The organism is Pseudomonas wuhanensis (assembly GCF_030687395.1).
Classification (GTDB): domain Bacteria; phylum Pseudomonadota; class Gammaproteobacteria; order Pseudomonadales; family Pseudomonadaceae; genus Aquipseudomonas; species Aquipseudomonas wuhanensis.
This window is the reverse complement of the sequence record NZ_CP117430.1, coordinates 3,864,547-3,882,982: the sequence shown is the minus strand read 5'-3', so window position 1 is coordinate 3,882,982 and position 18,436 is coordinate 3,864,547. Positions and strand designations below refer to the sequence as shown.

Sequence of the window (18,436 nt, the reverse complement as noted above, 5' to 3'; positions counted from 1 at the left end):
AAATATTTTGTATCCGATACATCACCCCTGTGGGAGCCGGATTCCATGTTGACTACACGACCGCCATCGCGGGCAAGCCCGCTCCCACAGTGATCAGTGTCGTTCACAAATCCTTTGATCGAAGCAGATACCTGTGGGAGCGGGCTTGCCCGCGAAAGCGGTGGGTCAGTCACCAATGATGTTGAATGTGATGGCGCCTTCGCGAGCAAGCCCGCTCCCACATTTTGGTCCGTGGTAGTCAGATATTTTGTGTTCGATCGTGAATCACTTACCGAGCTTCACCCGCGTCCAGCCCCGGGTCATCACCCTCTGTGTAGCAATCGGCATATCTGGAATCGCATACAACGTCGCCATCACCGCTTGCGGCGGGTAGGAACCCGGGTCGTCGCGAATGGCTTCATCCACCAACGGCGTGGCCGCCGCGTTGGCGTTGCTGTAGCCGACGCTGTTGGTGACTTCGGCGATGATGTCCGGGCGCATCAGGAAGTTCATGAACAGGTAGGCGTTGTCGACGTTGGCCGCGTCCCGTGGGATGGCGACCATGTCGTAAAAGCTGCCGGCACCTTCTTTCGGGATGCTGTATTCGATTTTCACCTTGTCGCCAGCTTCCTGGGCGCGGGCCTTGGCTTGCAGCACGTCGCCGGAGTAACCGACGGCGACGCAGATGTTGCCGTTAGCCAGGTCGGAGATGTACTTCGACGAATGGAAATAAGCCACCGACGGGCGAATCTTCATGAACAGCGCTTCGGCTTCGGCGATCTGCGCCTTGTCCTGGGAGTTCACCGGGTAGCCCAGATAGTGCAGGGCGGCGGGGAGCATTTCTGTCGGCGAATCGAGGAAACTGATGCCGCAGGCTTTGAGCTTCGCGGCGTTTTCCGGTTTGAACAGCAAGTCCCAGGAATTCACCGGCGCATCAGTGCCCAGCACTTCCTTGACCTTGGCCGGGTTGTAACCGATGCCGATCGAACCCCACATGTACGGGAAAGCGTGGCCATTGTCAGGATCGCTGGCAGAGGCGTTTTTCAGCAGTACCGGGTTGAGGTTTTTCCAGTTCGGCAACTTCGATTTATCCAGCGGCTGATACACGCCGGCCTTGATCTGCTTGGCCAGGAAACTGTTGGACGGCACCACAATGTCGTAGCCGGATTTACCGGCCAGCAAGCGTGCCTCAAGGGTTTCATTACTGTCGAACACATCGTAGGTCACGCGGATGCCGGTCTCGTCCTCGAACTTCTTGACCGTGTCCGGGGCGATGTAATCCGACCAGTTGTAGACGCGCAATACCTTGTCATTGGCCTGGGCACCGGTAGCCATCGCGCCCAATAAGGACAGTGTCAGCAGAGTCCTGCCAAACATTTTCATCGGTACAACTCCATTTTCTTTTTATTCAAATACGCAAAGCAAAAGTGCAGTGAACACAAAACCTGTGGCGAGGGAGCTTGCTCCCGCTGGGCTGCGTAGCGGCCCCCAAAATTCTGGCAACCTTTGCCTATTTTGTGAGTGCTGCGCACTCAAGCGCGAGCAAGCTCGCTCGCCACAGGAGGGTGCTCACTTAACTGAACATTAGTGGCACTAGGCCGTCGCTTCTGCCATTTTCTTTTTCGGTTGCTGCCAGGACTCGCTGGCGGTCTGGTCCATCGCTTCCTGGATCGCCCGTTTGCGCGTGGCTTCGGCCTTGCGGCTGAAGTACCAGACCAGGAACGTCACCAGCGACACCGCCAGCAGAATCAGACTGGCCACGGCATTGATCTCAGGCTTCACGCCCAGACGCACCGCCGAAAACACTTCCATCGGCAGCGTCGTCGAGCCGGGGCCAGAGACGAAACTCGCCAACACCAGATCATCCAGCGACAGAGCAAACGACATCATGCCGCCCGCCGCCAGCGACGGCGCGATCATCGGAATGGTGATCAGAAAGAACACCTTGAACGGACGCGCACCCAAGTCCATCGCCGCTTCTTCAATCGACAGGTCCAGCTCACGCAAGCGCGCCGACACGACCACCGCCACATACGCTGCACAGAACGTGGTGTGAGCGATCCAGATCGTCACCAAACCACGCTCCTGCGGCCAGCCGATCAACTGCGCCATGGCCACGAACAGCAGCAACAGCGACAGACCGGTGATCACTTCCGGCATCACCAGCGGCGCCGTCACCAGACCACCAAACAGCGTACGACCCTTGAAGCGCGTCACGCGGGTGAGCACGAAAGCGGCGAGGGTGCCCAGCGCTACCGCCGCAATCGCGGTGTAGCAGGCGATTTCCAGCGAGCGCACCACCGAGCCCATCAATTGCGAGTTGTCGAGCAGGCCGACATACCACTTCACCGACCAACCGCCCCACACCGTCACCAGTTTCGAAGCGTTGAACGAGTAGATCACCAGAATCAGCATCGGCAGGTAGATAAACGACAGGCCGAAAATCAGCATGAACTTTGAAAATCCGAAGCGTTTCATCCCCGTCCCTCCATCTCTTTGGCCTGGCTACGGTTGAACAGCAGAATCGGCACAATCAGGATCGCCAGCATCACCACCGCCAGGGCGGACGCCACCGGCCAGTCGCGGTTGTTGAAGAACTCCTGCCACAGCACGCGGCCGATCATCAGGGTTTCCGGGCCACCCAGCAGTTCCGGAATCACGAACTCACCGACCACGGGAATGAACACCAGCATGCAACCGGCGATGATCCCGTTCTTGGCCAGCGGCACGGTGATTTTCCAGAAGTTGTTGAAGTTGCTCGAGCCCAGGTCCGACGCGGCTTCCAGCAGACTTCCATCGTGCTTGACCAGGTTGGCGTAAAGCGGCAACACCATGAACGGCAGGTACGCGTAAACCACCCCGATGTACACGGCGATGTTGGTGTTGAGGATCTCGATCGGCTGAGACGTGAGCCCGGTCCACATCAGGAATGCATTGAGCAACCCGTTGTTGCTGAGAATGCCCATCCACGCATAAACGCGGATCAGGATCGCGGTCCAGGTCGGCATCATGATCAACAGCAGCAGAACGTTCTGCGTTTCCTTGTTGGCCTTGGTGATCGCGTAGGCCATCGGGAAACCGATCACCAGGCACATCAGTGTGCTTAAAAACGCGACCTTCAACGAGCCGAAGTAAGCCGAGATGTACAACTCATCTTCGGTCAGCAGCGAGTAGTTGCCGAGGTTCAGCAACAGCTGGAATTTCTGCTCGGCGAAGGTGTAGATCTCGGAGTAAGGAGGAATGGCCAGCGCCGCTTCCGAGAAGCTGATCTTCATCACCAGGAAGAACGGCAACAGGAAAAACAGGCACAGCCACAGGAACGGAATGCCGATGACCAGTTTGCGGCCACTGGGCACCAGGCGCAGGAACTGCTGATTGAAGTTTCTCATGAGCGCAGTACCACGCCGCTGTCGTCTTCCCACCACACGTAGACCTGATCGTCCCAGGTCGGGCGCGCACCGCGGCGTTCGGCGTTGGCCATGAACGACTGGACGATCTTGCCGCCGGGCAACTCCACGTAAAACACCGAGTGGCCGCCGAGGTAGGCGATGTCATGCACCTTGCCTTCGGACCAGTTGTAACGGGTTTCGGGCTTGAGGGTGCTGACCAGCATTTTTTCCGGGCGGATGGCGTAGGTGATCGACTTGTCCTGCACCGAGGTGCTCACGCCGTGGCCGACGTAAATCTTCTGTTGCAGATCCGGGCTGTGAATGATCGCGTGACCTTCCAGATCCTCGACCACGGTTCCGTCGAAGGCGTTCACGTTGCCGATGAACTCACAGACCATGCGGCTGACCGGCGCTTCGTAGATGTCGACCGGGCTGCCGATCTGAGCGATCCAGCCCAGGTGCATGATCGCGATGCGTTCGGCCATGGTCATGGCTTCTTCCTGATCGTGGGTCACCATCACGCAGGTCACGCCGACGCGCTCGATGATCTCCACCAACTCCAGTTGCATCTGCGAGCGCAGCTTTTTATCCAGTGCCCCCATCGGTTCGTCGAGCAACAACAGCTTAGGACGCTTGGCCAATGAACGCGCCAGTGCCACACGCTGACGCTGGCCGCCGGACAACTGATGGGGTTTGCGTTTGGCGTACTGGGTCATGTGCACCAGCCGCAGCATTTCTTCGACACGGGCGTCGATTTCGCTGGCGGGCAAACGGTCCTGCTTGAGACCGAAGGCGATGTTCTGCGCCACCGTCATGTGCGGGAACAGTGCGTAGGACTGGAACATCATGTTGATCGGCCGTTCGTACGGCGGCATGTCGGTGATGTCGACACCGTCGAGCAGAATCCGCCCTTCGGTCGGGCGTTCGAAGCCGGCGAGCATGCGCAGCAGCGTCGATTTACCCGAGCCGGAACCGCCGAGCAGGGCGAAGATTTCCCCTTGATGGATCTCCAGGGACACATCGTCCACGGCGGTGGTTTCGTCGAATTTCTTGGTGACGCGGTCGACTTTCACCAACACCTTTTTCGGTGCCTGGTGACCTTCAAGAGCCTTCCTGTAGATGCTGGAGGCGTTTGCCATATGAAACTCCCAACAGGTTTCAGTCGTCGGGCCAACGCGGCCTGACTTAAGAGTGGATTGCAAACCCGGGTCGGGCGATGCCTGTAGGAGCACTGATTCCCCTGTGGGAGCGGGCTTGCCCGCGATGGCGGTGTGTCGTTGAAATCATCGATACCTGACACACCGCTTTCGCGGGCAAGCCCGCTCTCACAGGGATTTGCGCTTGCCTGACTGGCATTGCCCATACCGCGGGCTTATTCGGCACCGCCATCCTGGCTGCCTGGTCGTACTTGTTGTTATTGCGGTTCATCTATTACGTGAACGACCGGCGCGCAAAGGCACGCCCGCCAGACTCACGGGGGCAGTTAAATCGTTGAATGCTGTTTGAAGTCAGCGCGTATTACGCAGCGCCGCCCGTTGCCGGCACGCCTCGCCAAACGCCTGGAAAATACTCAAATAAGGAGGATTCGAAAGCACTTGCCATTCCGGGTGCCATTGCACGCCAACGGCGAAGGCCTTGCTGTGCTCGACGGAAATTGCCTCGATCAAACCATCCGGTGCGACAGCTTCAGCGCGCAGGCCGGGAGCGAGCCGGTCGATGCCCTGGCTGTGAATCGAGTTCACCTGGAACACCTGCGGCAAATCCAGCGCTTCAAACACACCACCTCGCTGCACGTTGACCGCATGAGCAGGCGCGTATTGCACTGACAGGTCCGGGTGATCCGCTTAGCGGTGATCGAGGTAGCCGGGCAGTTCGTGCACCTTCTGATGCAGGCTGCCGCCGAACGCCACGTTCATTTCCTGAAAGCCCCGGCAGATGCCGAGCACCGGAATACCGGCGGCAATGGCTGCGCGCAATAAGGGCAGGGTGGTGGCGTCCCGTTGCGGATCGTGATCCGTACCGGGGGCACTGGCCGGGCCTTGATAGTGGAAGGGTTCCACATTCGAGGGCGAGCCGGTCAGCAACAGACCGTCGAGCTGCGCGAGCAGGTCATCGATTTCGGTCAGGTCGCCTAAGGAAGGAATGACCACTGGCAACCCCAAAGCCGCGACGCTGACAGCACGCAAATACTTGTCGCCGCTGACGTGGTAGGGGTGCAGGCCAATCTGTTTGATGCACGCAGTAACGCCGATCAATGGCTTGAATGCCATTTTTATCACCTCGAAGTTTCACACTTGAACGAGCTTTTCCGGAGCTTAGCCTTGTTGATTTTAATTAACAACTCTCATGTAAAAAATTCTAAACGCCGGACATCCGATGCTGAGGATCTACGCGGTGTGCAAGCCTTATCTGGCACTCTGGTGTCCAAAAAAGGCCAGAAAATAAAGGCTGAAAGGCCAGGTGTTCGCTATTGACTTCACTTTGCCGTTCGGGTTGACTGGCTCTCGAGCGTGAAGTGAACATAATAATTAACAGCTAATAGGTGCATCATGTCGGTCCCTCTGCGTGCCGTTCAACTCAACGAAGCAAACGCATTCCTTAAGAAATATCCTGAGGTTTTGTACGTCGACCTTCTGATTGCGGATATGAACGGTGTGGTGCGCGGCAAGCGCATCGAACGCACCAGTCTTCATAAGGTTTACGAAAAAGGCATTAACCTCCCGGCGTCACTGTTTGCTCTGGACATCAACGGCTCTACGGTGGAAAGCACCGGCCTGGGTCTGGACATCGGCGACTCGGATCGCATCTGCTTCCCCATCCCCAATACCCTCAGCATCGAACCCTGGCAGAAGCGCCCGACCGCGCAGCTGTTAATGACCATGCACGAACTCGAAGGCCAGCCGTTCTTCGCTGACCCGCGCGAAGTGTTGCGTCAGGTGGTGAGCAAGTTCGATGACATGGGCCTGACCATTTGCGCAGCGTTCGAACTGGAGTTCTATCTGATCGACCAGGACAACGTGAACGGTCGTCCGCAGTCGCCACGCTCGCCGGTGTCCGGCAAACGTCCGCACTCTACTCAGGTGTATCTGATCGATGATCTGGATGAATACGTTGACTGCCTGCAAGACATCCTCGAAGGCGCGAAAGAGCAGGGCATTCCTGCCGACGCCATCGTCAAGGAAAGCGCCCCGGCGCAATTCGAAGTAAACCTGCATCACGTCTCTGACCCGATAAAGGCCTGCGACTACGCGGTGTTGCTCAAGCGTCTGGTGAAGAACATCGCCTACGACCACGAGATGGACACCACCTTCATGGCCAAGCCGTATCCGGGCCAGGCGGGCAACGGTTTGCACGTGCACATTTCGATTCTCGACAAAGAAGGCAACAACATCTTTGCCAGCGAGGATCCCGAGCAGAACGCCGCACTGCGTCACGCGATCGGCGGTGTGCTCGAGACCCTGCCGGCGCAGATGGCGTTCCTGTGCCCGAACGTCAACTCGTACCGCCGTTTTGGCGCGCAGTTCTACGTACCGAACTCGCCAAGCTGGGGCATCGACAACCGTACCGTTGCGGTACGTGTGCCCACCGGTTCGGCAGATGCCGTGCGCATCGAACACCGAGTCGCCGGCGCCGATGCCAACCCGTACCTGCTGATGGCGTCGGTACTGGCCGGTATTCACCACGGCCTGACCAACGAAATCGAACCGGGCGCCCCGGTCGAAGGCAACAGCTACGAGCAGAACGAGCAAAGCCTGCCGAACAACCTGCGCGATGCGCTGCGCGAGCTGGACGACAGCGAAGTCATGGCGCGCTACATCGACCCGCTGTACATCGACGTGTTCGTGGCGTGCAAGGAAAGCGAGCTGGCCGAGTTCGAAAACTCCATCTCGGACCTTGAGTACAACTGGTACTTGCACACGGTTTGATGGGCTCAAGGATGAAATGTGGGTGTACACAAATCGTGTGTACACCACCACCCCCTGTGGGAGCGGGCTTGCCCGCGATGGCGTAATCACAGCCAACATTAATGGCGCCTGATACACCGCAATTGCGGGCAAGCCCGCTCCCACAGAGATCGCATTTCAAATCTTTAGTTGGTCAACGATCATTTATTCCTCTGCGTAGAGTCACAACCATGACAAACACTCGCAGCGACTGGGAACAACGCTTCCAGTCCCTCACACTAGAAGGCCGCGCATTCATCGACGGCCAATACCGCCCGGCACTCAGCGGCGATACGTTCGAATGCATCAGCCCGGTCGACGGCCGCTTCCTGGCGAACATCGCCAGCACCGACGAAGCCGACGCCAACGCGGCAGTCGCCGTCGCGCGCCGCACATTCGAATCCGGTATCTGGGCGCGGTTGGCACCCGCAGAACGCAAGCGCATTTTGATTCGCTTCGCGGACTTGATCCTCGCCAACCAGGAAGAACTGGCGCTGCTGGAAACCCTCGACATGGGCAAACCGATCAGCGATTCCATGAGCATCGACATCCCAGCGACCGCCAACGCGATCCGCTGGAGCGCCGAGGCCATCGACAAAATCTACGACGAAGTCGCCGCCACACCGCACGACCAACTTGGCCTCATCACCCGAGAACCGACAGGCGTGGTCGCTGCTATCGTGCCGTGGAATTTCCCGCTGATCATGGCCAGCTGGAAGTTCGCCCCGGCCCTCGCGGCAGGCAACTCGTTCATTCTCAAACCTTCGGAAAAGTCACCGCTGACGGCCATTCGCATTGCGCAACTGGCCCTCGACGCCGGCATCCCCAAAGGCGTGTTCAACGTCCTGCCAGGCTTCGGTCACACCGTCGGCAAGGCGTTGGCGTTGCACATGGACGTCGACGTGCTGGCCTTCACCGGCTCGACCGCGATTGCCAAGCAACTGCTGATTTACGCCGGGCAAAGCAACATGAAACGCGTCTGGCTGGAAGCGGGCGGCAAGAGCCCGAACGTGGTGTTCGCCGATGCGCCAGACTTGCGTGCAGCCGCTAAAGCGGCGGCCAGTGCGATCGCCTTCAACCAGGGCGAAGTCTGCACCGCTGGCTCGCGTCTGCTGGTGGAGCGTTCGATTCGCGAGCAATTCATTCCACTGCTGGTGGAAGCACTGCAAGCCTGGAAACCCGGCCATGCCCTCGATCCTGAAACCACTGTTGGCGCAGTCGTCGACCAGCGCCAACTGGAGAACGTGCTGCGCTACATCCAGATCGGCAAAGACCAGGGCGCGCAATTAATTGCTGGCGGCAATCGTACCCTCGCAGACACCGGTGGCCTGTACGTGGAACCGGCGATATTCGACGGCGTGACCAACGCCATGACCATCGCCCGGGAAGAAATCTTCGGCCCGGTGCTGTCGCTGATCACCTTCGACACCGCGGAAGAAGCCCTGCAGATCGCCAACGACAGCATCTTCGGTCTGGCCGCCGGCGTATGGACCAGCAATCTCAGCAAGGCCCACACCTTCGCTCGCGGCTTGCGCGCCGGCAGCGTCTGGGTCAACCAGTACGACGGCGGCGACATGACCGCGCCGTTCGGCGGGTTCAAACAGTCGGGTAACGGTCGGGACAAATCGCTGCACGCGTTCGACAAGTACACCGAACTCAAAGCGACCTGGATCAAGCTCTAACACTTTTACAGCGGCGGTCGCCGGCACATGCCGGCGGCCCTCGGAGAAACGTATGAAACAAACCCATGTAAACAGCTACTACGCCGCGACCCGCAATCACACGGCCGACTTCCCGATTCTTGAAGAACTGGTGGAGTGCGACGTCTGCGTGATCGGCGCCGGCTACACCGGTCTGTCCTCGGCGCTGTTCCTCAGCGAAGCGGGCTACAGCGTCACCGTACTGGAAGCCGCCAAAGTCGGCTTCGGCGCCAGCGGTCGCAATGGTGGTCAACTGGTCAACTCCTACAGCCGCGACGTCGATGTGATCGAAGAACGCTACGGCGACAAAACCGCCGAAGTGCTCGGCAGCATGATCTTCGAAGGCGCCGACATCATCCGTTCGCGCATCAAAGAGTACGACATCAAATGCGACTATCGCCCCGGCGGCATCTTCGCAGCGCTGAACAAAAAACAACTCAACGGCCTGGCCGAGCAGAAGAATAGTTGGGAACGCTATGGCAATAAAAACCTGAGAATGCTCGACGCGGCTGACATCAAGCGCGAAGTGGGTTGCGACAACTACGTCGGCGGCCTGCTCGACATGCAGGGCGGCCACATCCACCCGCTGAACCTGGCCCTCGGCGAAGCCGCCGCGATTATCAGCCTGGGCGGCAAAATCTACGAACAATCCGCCGCCGTGGAAATCACCTACGGCGAACCGATCACCGTGCGCACCGCCAAAGGCGTGGTGCGGGCCAAATACCTGCTGATCGCCGGCAACGCCTACCTGCCTCAAGACCTCGACAACCGCGTCACGCGCAAAAGCATGCCCTGCGGTTCGCAAATCGTCGTCACCGAGCCGCTGTCCGAACGTGTCGCCCGCAGCCTGATCACCAACAACTACTGCGTCGAAGACTGCAACTACCTGCTCGACTACTACCGCCTCACCGCTGACAACCGCCTGCTGTACGGTGGCGGCGTGGTCTACGGCGCCCGCGAGCCCGACGACATCGAACAACTGATCAAACCAAAAATCCTCAAAACCTTCCCGCAATTGAAGGACGTAAAAATCGACTACCGCTGGACCGGCAACTTCCTGCTGACCATGTCCCGCATGCCGCAATTCGGCCGCATCGAGAAAAACGCCTACTACATGCAAGGCTACAGCGGCCACGGCGTCACCTGCTCACACCTGGCCGGCAAGCTCATCTCGGAAATGATCCGCGGCGACGCCGAACGCTTCGATGCTTTCGCCTCGCTCCCGCATATGCCCATGCTCGGCGGCCGCACCTTCCAGGCCCCACTCACCGCCATGGGCGCCGCGTATTACGCGCTGCGCGATCGGTTCGGGATCTAAGTAAAACCTTACCGGCGGCCCCCCAAAAATGTGCCGCCGGCCAATGCCAGTCATGGCAGGGCACCGCAACCCCTGTGGGAGCGGGCTTGCGAAGAGGGCAGCACAGTCAACATTGATATCGCCTGACACACCGCCATCGCGGGCAAGCCCGCTCCCACAGGGATCCAGGCCGAACACACCAAATGGGTGGTCAACCGGGACCAAACTGGGAGCGAGCCTGCTCGCGATGAGGTCATATCAGCCGCCATCGATGTCGCCCGACACACCGCCATCGCGAGCAGGCTCGCTCTCACAAGGGGATTGGCGACATACAAATTTTGCGAACAACACCGACCACTGTGGGAGCGGGCTTGCCCGCGATGAGCATAGGTATCTACACATCTCCCGATCCTGGTCTATAAAGGGACGGCATGGATATCAAATGACCGGGCTAGATGCCCGACTGACAAAACGATACGACGAGTTAGTCATGGGACACAGTAATGGACTACCGGCGCTGGCCGCCGGGATGAAAGCCTTGCCGCGAAGCGACAAGGCTTTTGCACAGACGCAAGCCCTTTGGCGATTTTTGAGCAATGACCGGGTTCGGCCCGTTGACCTGGTTAAACCGCTGCTGGCGTTAGCCCACGAGGGTTGTCGAGATGACTGCGATGATTACGCGCTGGTCATGCATGATTGGTCTCGGCTCAATTACATGCACCACCACAGCAAGGCTGATCGCCTGCAAATGACCCACCGGGGCGACATCGGTTACGAGCTGCAAAGCAGCCTGCTCGTCACGGATCGTGACGGTGCACCGATCTGTACTCCTGCTCAGAATCTAGCGACCAGGGACGGCGTGCTCAGCACGCGAGCCGAAGAAGTGCTGGTTCCTGAAAAACATCTGGATGAGCTAACCGCTCGTATTGCTTGGTTGGAGCAACAAAAATTTGCCAAGCCTCTGGTCCATATTGTGGATCGAGAAGCTGACTCTGTGGCTCACATGAGGCAGTGGCAAGCTGAGAACTGGAACTGGCTGTTACGTGTAAAAGCGGGCTCTACAGCGAGTTATGAAGGCCAATATCAGCCGCTAAGCCAGATCGGCAATGGGCTCATTTACAAAGAAACCCGCAAGGTTGAATACAAAGGCAAGCCTGCGATTCAATGGGTCGGGGAAACCTCAGTCGTACTGACTCGCAAAGCTCAGCCGTTTCTCAAAGACAGGACCGAACGCAAGACACGGCATAAGTCTGGGGAGCCATTACCGGCGCGGTTGATCGTTAGCCGAATCATGGGGGCGGACGGTCATTTGCTGGCCGAATGGTATTTGCTGAGCAACCTTGAACAAGAGGTCGCGGGTGAACGATTGGCGCTCTGGTATTACTGGCGCTGGCGTATTGAGTCCTACTTCAAACTGCTCAAAGGTGGCGGGCAGCAGCTGGAAAACTGGCAGCAAGAAAGCGGTGAAGCCGTGTTCAAACGGCTGCTGATTGCCAGTCAGGCGTGTGCGGTCAGTTGGCGTCTGATGCGGGCAGAGGGGGAGTTTGCTGAGCAAACACGGGATTTTTTGGTCCGTCTGTCTGGTCGACAGATGAAGCGCTCGCAGCCGGTGACGGCTTCCGCGCTGCTGGCCGGTTTATACATGCTTTTGGCCATGTGCGAGACATTGGAGCAATACACGCCCCAGGAACTGGCGGGTTTTGCTAAAGAGGCCATCGGCTGGGTGGCCAGCCGAAGACTTTAGAGATGTGTAGATACCTATGCCGCGATGAGGGCAGCACAGTCAACATTGATGTCGCCTGACACACCGCCATCGCGGGCAAGCCCGCTCTCACAGGTTTCGTACATGGACGGACGACTATCATTCACCTATTTGATTTATCTGCCGTTTATCGAACCTGCTGAGCAACACCAACAAACGTGATTTAATACCCGCCTTCCACGGTTCCGGGACGGGAAACGGCGTAATCCGCGGCCACCAGTCGCCCGCCACCCACCCCCATTACCCCTTAAGTATTCTTCGCATAAGGCTGTCATGGACACGGGCTCACGACTCAAATTAGTACGCGAAAGCTACAAACTGTCCCAGCGCGAGCTGGCCCGGCGTAGCGGCGTCACCAATGCCACCATCTCCCTGATCGAACAGAATCGCGTCAGTCCCTCCGTCAGCTCCCTGAAAAAACTGCTCGAAGGCATTCCCATGTCCTTGGCGGACTTCTTCACCTTCGACCAACCGCCGCGTGAGCACCAATACGTGTTCCGCGCCAATGAACAGCCGGATCTCGGCCGTCATGGGTTGCGGTTGTTGCTGATCGGGGCTTCGGTGCCGAGTCGGCAGATGCGGCTTTTACGCGAGCAGTACGCACCTGGGGCGAGTTCTGGTGAAGAGCCCATCGTGCATGCTGAAGGGGAGGAGTGTGGGCTCGTTACCCGTGGCACTGTTGAACTCACTGTTGATGGTCAGATTAGTGTGTTGAATGCCGGGGATGGGTATTACTTTCCGACGACGCTGCCGCATCGGTTTCGCAATATTGGGGCGGATGAGGCTGAAATCATCAGTGCTAACACACCGGCTAACTTTTGATTAGTTAACAACTTCAGGTTGTCCCCGTATTGGATACGGGGCTCTGAGGGTTTTAATGTTGCACGCATGATGGATTATGTGTTTATGGAAGTTCAAAAAATTCGCTATTACCTCTGGGCATGGCCTATGGTCTTTGCCTGTGCAGCTTTTTATTCCGCGATAGTCATGCTGGGGCTGAAACAATTAATAGCCCTGGATGACACGTACTTTAATGCGATCTGGCTTGCAATTTACGTGGTTCTTTGCTTTCTCGGTTTGCGCTTCTACGTTCCAAGATTGCGGAAAACGGAGCTCGATGACACGTTGAATGGCAGTTACACCAGTGTGCGAGCTTCCAGGGTAGGAATCTTCATCGGTGCTTCAATTGGAACCGTGGTTTTTATCCCCCAGATAGATAAAATCAAATTCTTGAGTGGTTTGCCTAACTGGGGTGCCGTTGGAGTTTTATTTTTTGCTTTTGTATGTGCCATGTTTGTATTTTCTCACTATGTCTGGAAGCCGGGCAGAAGGCGTTAATTGATTTCATGATTTAGACGCGGGCAAGGTGGTGGAAGTATTTGAGTAAGATAGTATTGTTACTTTTTACTGCCTGATCTAATGGTGAAGGAGTCCAGTTTATATATCGCAAGGAGATCCAGAAATGGGCGAGTCAGGGTTTGAGCTAAGAAGCGTAAATGAATTGGAGCGATCCAAAAAGTACTGGAGTGTTGAGGTGTCGCTCTTAATCGCTAGTATGTTAGGAGCTTTCATTCTGAGTGGATACGCACACCTTGAGAAATATTATTTAACTCTTGATGTACCAATTGATCGCATGAATTTTAGTGCCCAAAAGCTTGCTGCCTACGGTGGTGCTGGGCTAGGAGCGACCATTGCGGCCATCTTGCTTAGCGTTGCGTTGGTTTTTGCCTTTACGATAGTGATAGCGTTGAGCGAAGAACCAGGAAAGAAGTTGTCGTCACAACCGAATCTATCTGGGTGGATATTTCGAAGACGCCAACGAGCCAGTGAGTTAAGCGTACCCTTAAAGTTTTTAATTGCCTCTATAGTGCTTGCTGGATTTGCCAGTTTCGCGTGGTATATCACCGTCAGTATACCCTCAGAGTCCGGTCGTAATGCTGCACTCAAAACAGCAGCAAAGTGTGAAGAGCGTACTCTGGAGTATCGTAATCTTGACAGTTACACTGCATGCCAAGTGGCGGAGTCGGACGATATGTTTTATTTGCTCAAGCGTGAGCATACAGACCAATCGGGCGTCTCATTCCGTACATTTCAGGTGCCTAAAGCTGGGCTATTAAAAAGCGAAGGGCAAAAACAATACCTAAAGTACAAACCTTGAATGTGGCTAAAAGAGTGCGGGCTAAAAGGGACGGCGGGCTAAAAGGGGACGCATTTATTTATCCCTCAAAATTGACAACCCGGATCTCCAAAACACTATCAGCCCATGACCTACACACGCCACATGAACATGATATGCACCTCCATGACCGCTTCTGGCGGGCCATGAGGTCATGCGTTCACAGGATATGACGTAATTACCCAAGGCCCCGCCAGAAATGGACGGGGCTTTTTAGTTCTCCGTCTACCAATGGTTAATGGGGAATGAAATGTTCGAGATTAGACGAGCCACGCACTGCGATGCCCAGATGGCGTTCGACATTCGCCTTCAAGCGATACGGGACCAATGCATCGGTGCCTACACCACGGGAGGGAATCGTGCAGCCCGCAATATTCCTGATTGCCACGATTGACAGCCCTCACGACTTGTAGGAATTTAGCCGCCCGCAGGTAAGGAATATCTGCTGAGGCCAAGAAATGGCCGTTATTCACCACACAAGGGATTGTCTATGCAAGGTTCAAACACCGTTGCTCAACAGGTGTGCGGTCAGCTGATGCACGAGCACCAGAACACCCCACACATGAACATTGCCCAGCAAATCCTCGAATGCCTGTTTCGACGTCGTAGCCTTGCCCCGGGGCAGGATCCCGAACTTTCGTTGCAGGTACTGGAACCCCATCTAGCGAAAGTCATGCAGGCGGTCGAGAGCGGTCGCAAGGTCGAAATGGTCTTGCCAGCCTTTCCCGGCAAGTCGCCCAGCCGCAAGAAAACCCTCAGCCATCTGCCTGATCTTGCTGAGCATCATGCAATCGACGAGTTACATCGCCTGTGCAAGGAGATCCAGGAGATCTACGCACCGGGGGCGCTGATTCATATCTGCTCCGATGGCTATGTGTTCTCTGACCTGGTGCATGTTCCCGATGCGGACGTCAAAGCCTACACCGACGCTATCCAGGACTATGCCGAACAGCACTATCCCGGCACGTTCGCCCATTTCGATCTCAGGGATGCCTATCCTCCGCTGGATTGTCTGGACGCCATGCGTGAGGAGATGATGATCGAGCACGGTCAGTCATTGATCTTGTTGCAGCAGCGCTTCAAGGATGATCCGCACATGATGTTGATGTACTGCGGTATCCATCGCTTCCTGTCCGAGGATTACTCGGGACTGAAAGTATTCGCCGGCATGAGCCTTAATGCGGTGAAGAAGGTCGCCAAACCGGCCTCGCAGCGGGTGATCCAGCGCAGTGAAGCCTGGAGTGCGCTGTTACAGGCGCGCTACCCGCATTGCCTGCGCCTGTCGATTCACCCGCAATTGGCGGTGTCGACGAAGATCGGTATTCGGCTGGTGCCAACCAGTGACCTGTGGCGTACGCCCTGGCATTCGGTGGCGATCAAGCGACGGGGTGTGGTCACCCTCGAAAAACGCAGCAATGTCGATGAACGCTACCACCGCTTAGTGTTCCGCAAGGGGCGTCCTTGTCACTACGCGAGTGCTCAATGATGGCGTCTCGGTTGCCGGTCGAAGCCGTACTCTTCGATTTGGATGGGACCTTGGTCGACACCTTGCCTGACATCACCTGGTGCCTGAACCAGGTATTGCTCGAGCACGGTTGTCCGACGCTGACTACAGAAACAGTGCGCGGTTACATCGGCGGCGGCACCACGGCGATGATCGAGCGAGTTGCCACGCAGTTTGGTGTCGCTGATGCGCTCGCCATGCACCAGCGCTATGTAGCGCTCTACCAAAACAACCTGCTTCAATTTTCCCGGCCATTCAGCGGCGTATTGGAATTGCTTGAAGGCTGTCGCCAGTTGGAAGTGCCGCTGGCTATCGTCACCAACAAGGCTGACGAAATGGCCCGGCAAGTAGCCGATGCGCTGCTTCCACAAAGTACCTTCGGGACGATTCTGGGGCATCGCGCGGGCAGGGCGCTCAAGCCTCAGCCGGATGTCGCATGGGAAGCCGCCCGGCGATTGTCGGTTGATCCGCAACGCTGCTTGTTCGTCGGTGACACCGAGATCGATCTGAAGACCGCCCGTGCTGCAGGCATGTACTCGGCGGCGGTCACCTGGGGATATGGCCTGAGCCCAGCATTGCAGGCCCAGGCCCCGAACTTCTGCTGCGAACAGCCGGCCGGGTTGCTGCGCATTCTGCAGCAAGTCTGCGGTACAGCGCATGCGTTCACCGAGCATGGCGACACCGTTAAATCCTATTGATACACACACTCTCAAGGAAGTTGTTCTATGGAACATAGAGACGCATGGATCGCTGCCGTCAGCGATTTGCTCGCGGGTTATCTGCTCAAAGGCACGGATGATTGTTTCGACACACAAGGCAGAGCGCATCTCGCGCTACGCCTGGGGCATTACTTCGATCAGAGCCTGCCGGTGCGTCTGGTACTGCCGGGTTTTCCCTGCAAGTCGCCGAACGCCATTGACCAGACATTCGGCGTGCTGCCGGACTACGGCGAGGTCATCGCCATCGAACGCCTCGACCAACTCGGCCAAGCCATCGCCGCGCTGCACGCTCCGGGCTGTGTGGTGTCGATCCTCAGTGACGGCACGACGTTCAATGACATCGTCGGGGTGGCCGACGACGTTCGCGAGACCTACAACCGGGCTTTGCGTGAACTGTGCACCACCCACACGATTCAGTGGGTCAGCATGGAAGACCTGTTCCCACAGGCCCAAAGTGCCGAGTCGGTTCGTGCCAGCCTGATCAAGCAGGCCCGCTTGCCGTGGAAAAACCTCGGGGACCTGATCGAGCAGAGCCGCGATGATGAATCCCTCAGCCGGGCGCATGACAACCTCTGCAGTCACCTCTACAACGACCTGCGTCTGTGCCGTGAAGACGGGCAGAGCGAGGACGAGTACCTGCAGCAAATCAACTTCAAAGCCTACCAAATGATGTATCGAGGGCAGGCACTGAATGCGGCAGTGGATCGCTTCTTCGGCGATGACATTCGATTGTCGGTCCATCAGTACAGCAATGCCGGGCCCAAATTCACCTTCGGCTTGGCCGAAGGGCTGACCCGTGTCGACAGCCCCTGGCACGCCGTACCGGTGTGCAACCTCGATGGTAGCCAAACCCTTCGCGCCCGCGCCCAAGTCGACCTCGACCACCATGTGCTGGTCACCTTTCAAGGCCGGCCATGGCTCTACCACCAAACAGAAAACCCTCAGGCCAAAGGCTTCGAATACGAACTGCAAAAACTTCCGCTCTTTGGCCTGGTAGTGCGGGACCCATTGGGGCTGGGTTTCGAGCGACTGTCCACGGGTCTGCTGGAGGCGCTGGTGGAAACCTTCGGTTTCGTCTGCCTCAAGGGCTGTCGCTTCGACGATCAGGACAGTTTCGCCCGCAGCTGCGAACGCTTCGGCACGCTGTACGAATGGGCCTTCGGTGCCGTACACGTGGTCAAGCCTGCGGACAAACCCCAAGGTGTGGTGCACTCGCTGGAAAAAACGCCTTTGCACTGGGACCTGAACATGCTGCCCGACAGCGACGCACAGGTTCAACGCAACCCGAAATTCTGCGCCAGCAAATTCATGCTGTATTGCAAGACCGCACCGCAGCCGGGCGAGGGCCAAACCACCATCGTTGACAGCCGAAACGTACTGCGCAAAGTCGGGCAGCAAGTCGCCCGACAATGGCAGGATGTGAACATCACCTACTACACCAAAATGACCTACTTCGGTGGTTCGCCACGCATGTACAGCCTGGTGGATCATCACCCCCGCAGCGGCGAACTCATTCGTAACCGCTCCATGAACCCCACATTCAAAGTGCATAGCCGATCACGGATGCTGTGCTCCCGATTCCCTCAGGAGCCAGCTCGCCATGATGCGACCCGACGCCAAAGTCGAAAAAGTCTATCTCTACCCCAAGCCCGTGGACTTCAGAAAGTCCATTGATGGCCTCGCTGCGCTGGTCGAGCTGGATATAAAAGTGGCGGTGTTCGATCCCGTGCTCTTCGTCTTTCTCAACAAGCCCCGTAACCGCGTGAAGATTTTGTACTGGGAGCGCAACGGCTTCTGCCTTTGGCTTAAGCGCTTGGAGTCCGAACGATTCAAAACATCGCCTGATCTCAGCGATGAAGTGATCGTTCTGACCGTCCAGGAACTGAACTGGCTGCTTGACGGTTTTGACCTGTGGCGCAACCGTCCTCACCAGGTTTTGACCCCACGCTACGTAGCCTGACCCGGT

At 57.2% G+C, this 18,436-nt stretch carries 15 protein-coding genes and 1 pseudogene; 11 read left to right on the top strand and 5 right to left on the bottom strand.

The annotated features are described in order from the left end of the window. Nucleotides 1–264 precede the first annotated feature (264 nt). The 5 genes and pseudogenes from PSH88_RS17685 to PSH88_RS17665 all read right to left on the bottom strand — a co-directional run bounded on the left by PSH88_RS17685 (nucleotide 265) and on the right by PSH88_RS17665 (nucleotide 5,638). Nucleotides 265–1,362: a polyamine ABC transporter substrate-binding protein gene (locus PSH88_RS17685; protein ID WP_305421767.1), complete on the bottom strand. Its 1,098-nt coding sequence runs from the start codon at nucleotides 1,360–1,362 to the stop codon at nucleotides 265–267. Nucleotides 1,363–1,572: 210 nt separating this feature from the next. Beyond that, entirely contained in the window at nucleotides 1,573–2,457 is an 885-nt protein-coding gene (locus PSH88_RS17680) for an ABC transporter permease subunit (RefSeq protein ID WP_305421766.1), read from the bottom strand. Next, nucleotides 2,454–3,335: an ABC transporter permease subunit gene (locus PSH88_RS17675; RefSeq protein ID WP_305427017.1), complete on the bottom strand. Its 882-nt coding sequence runs from the start codon at nucleotides 3,333–3,335 to the stop codon at nucleotides 2,454–2,456. Before PSH88_RS17675 ends, PSH88_RS17680 begins: the two co-directional genes overlap by 4 nt. 29 nt (nucleotides 3,336–3,364) lie before the next feature. Next, entirely contained in the window at nucleotides 3,365–4,507 is a 1,143-nt protein-coding gene (gene potA, locus PSH88_RS17670; protein ID WP_030128944.1) for a polyamine ABC transporter ATP-binding protein, read from the bottom strand. A 369-nt stretch (nucleotides 4,508–4,876) separates the two neighbouring features. Beyond that, nucleotides 4,877–5,638: pseudogene (locus PSH88_RS17665) on the bottom strand (gamma-glutamyl-gamma-aminobutyrate hydrolase family protein). Between the two features lie 279 nt (nucleotides 5,639–5,917). Here PSH88_RS17665 and PSH88_RS17660 point away from each other — a divergent pair. The 11 genes from PSH88_RS17660 (at nucleotide 5,918) to tnpB (ending at nucleotide 18,430) form a co-directional block, all read left to right on the top strand. Then, complete coding sequence (locus PSH88_RS17660; protein ID WP_050681361.1) at nucleotides 5,918–7,294, top strand: glutamine synthetase family protein; 1,377 nt, start codon at nucleotides 5,918–5,920, stop codon at nucleotides 7,292–7,294. A gap of 209 nt (nucleotides 7,295–7,503) precedes the next feature. Continuing rightward, the gene (locus PSH88_RS17655) at nucleotides 7,504–8,994 is read left to right on the top strand and encodes an aldehyde dehydrogenase (protein ID WP_305421765.1); all 1,491 of its coding nucleotides are present in this window, start codon (nucleotides 7,504–7,506) and stop codon (nucleotides 8,992–8,994) included. A 52-nt stretch (nucleotides 8,995–9,046) separates the two neighbouring features. After that, nucleotides 9,047–10,330 carry an NAD(P)/FAD-dependent oxidoreductase gene (locus tag PSH88_RS17650; protein WP_305421764.1) on the top strand — a complete coding sequence of 428 codons (1,284 nt, stop codon included), beginning with the start codon at nucleotides 9,047–9,049 and terminating at the stop codon, nucleotides 10,328–10,330. A 421-nt stretch (nucleotides 10,331–10,751) separates the two neighbouring features. Continuing rightward, nucleotides 10,752–12,053 carry a transposase gene (locus PSH88_RS17645; RefSeq protein WP_305421763.1) on the top strand — a complete coding sequence of 434 codons (1,302 nt, stop codon included), beginning with the start codon at nucleotides 10,752–10,754 and terminating at the stop codon, nucleotides 12,051–12,053. A gap of 291 nt (nucleotides 12,054–12,344) precedes the next feature. Continuing rightward, complete coding sequence (locus tag PSH88_RS17640) at nucleotides 12,345–12,893, top strand: cupin domain-containing protein (RefSeq protein WP_008011722.1); 549 nt, start codon at nucleotides 12,345–12,347, stop codon at nucleotides 12,891–12,893. Nucleotides 12,894–12,977: 84 nt separating this feature from the next. Then, nucleotides 12,978–13,409 (top strand): hypothetical protein, encoded by a 432-nt coding sequence (locus PSH88_RS17635; protein ID WP_305421762.1) that lies wholly within the window; start codon nucleotides 12,978–12,980, stop codon nucleotides 13,407–13,409. Between the two features lie 124 nt (nucleotides 13,410–13,533). Beyond that, nucleotides 13,534–14,229, top strand: a complete 696-nt coding sequence (locus PSH88_RS17630) for a hypothetical protein (RefSeq protein ID WP_305421761.1) — start codon at nucleotides 13,534–13,536, stop codon at nucleotides 14,227–14,229. A 508-nt stretch (nucleotides 14,230–14,737) separates the two neighbouring features. Further along, on the top strand, nucleotides 14,738–15,733 hold the full coding sequence (locus PSH88_RS17620; RefSeq protein WP_305421760.1) for an isocyanide synthase family protein: 996 nt from the start codon (nucleotides 14,738–14,740) through the stop codon (nucleotides 15,731–15,733). Next, entirely contained in the window at nucleotides 15,733–16,449 is a 717-nt protein-coding gene (locus PSH88_RS17615) for an HAD family hydrolase (protein WP_348529769.1), read from the top strand. Before PSH88_RS17620 ends, PSH88_RS17615 begins: the two co-directional genes overlap by 1 nt. A gap of 27 nt (nucleotides 16,450–16,476) precedes the next feature. After that, nucleotides 16,477–18,144: an L-tyrosine/L-tryptophan isonitrile synthase family protein gene (locus PSH88_RS17610; protein WP_305421758.1), complete on the top strand. Its 1,668-nt coding sequence runs from the start codon at nucleotides 16,477–16,479 to the stop codon at nucleotides 18,142–18,144. Continuing rightward, the gene (gene tnpB, locus PSH88_RS17605; protein ID WP_049285761.1) at nucleotides 18,071–18,430 is read left to right on the top strand and encodes an IS66 family insertion sequence element accessory protein TnpB; all 360 of its coding nucleotides are present in this window, start codon (nucleotides 18,071–18,073) and stop codon (nucleotides 18,428–18,430) included. The genes PSH88_RS17610 and tnpB overlap by 74 nt, the downstream gene beginning before the upstream one ends. Nucleotides 18,431–18,436 lie beyond the last annotated feature (6 nt).

Bases quoted from the DNA above. Each gene is read 5' to 3' on its own strand.
- PSH88_RS17685 (WP_305421767.1), bottom strand. From the start codon at position 1,362: ATGAAAATGTTTGGCAGGACTCTGCTGACACTGTCCTTATTGGGCGCG.
- PSH88_RS17680 (WP_305421766.1), bottom strand. From the start codon at position 2,457: ATGAAACGCTTCGGATTTTCAAAGTTCATGCTGATTTTCGGCCTGTCG.
- potA (WP_030128944.1), bottom strand. From the start codon at position 4,507: ATGGCAAACGCCTCCAGCATCTACAGGAAGGCTCTTGAAGGTCACCAG.
- PSH88_RS17660 (WP_050681361.1), top strand. From the start codon at position 5,918: ATGTCGGTCCCTCTGCGTGCCGTTCAACTCAACGAAGCAAACGCATTC.
- PSH88_RS17655 (WP_305421765.1), top strand. From the start codon at position 7,504: ATGACAAACACTCGCAGCGACTGGGAACAACGCTTCCAGTCCCTCACA.
- PSH88_RS17650 (WP_305421764.1), top strand. From the start codon at position 9,047: ATGAAACAAACCCATGTAAACAGCTACTACGCCGCGACCCGCAATCAC.
- PSH88_RS17645 (WP_305421763.1), top strand. From the start codon at position 10,752: ATGACCGGGCTAGATGCCCGACTGACAAAACGATACGACGAGTTAGTC.
- PSH88_RS17640 (WP_008011722.1), top strand. From the start codon at position 12,345: ATGGACACGGGCTCACGACTCAAATTAGTACGCGAAAGCTACAAACTG.
- PSH88_RS17635 (WP_305421762.1), top strand. From the start codon at position 12,978: ATGGAAGTTCAAAAAATTCGCTATTACCTCTGGGCATGGCCTATGGTC.
- PSH88_RS17630 (WP_305421761.1), top strand. From the start codon at position 13,534: ATGGGCGAGTCAGGGTTTGAGCTAAGAAGCGTAAATGAATTGGAGCGA.
- PSH88_RS17620 (WP_305421760.1), top strand. From the start codon at position 14,738: ATGCAAGGTTCAAACACCGTTGCTCAACAGGTGTGCGGTCAGCTGATG.
- PSH88_RS17615 (WP_348529769.1), top strand. From the start codon at position 15,733: ATGGCGTCTCGGTTGCCGGTCGAAGCCGTACTCTTCGATTTGGATGGG.
- PSH88_RS17610 (WP_305421758.1), top strand. From the start codon at position 16,477: ATGGAACATAGAGACGCATGGATCGCTGCCGTCAGCGATTTGCTCGCG.
- tnpB (WP_049285761.1), top strand. From the start codon at position 18,071: ATGATGCGACCCGACGCCAAAGTCGAAAAAGTCTATCTCTACCCCAAG.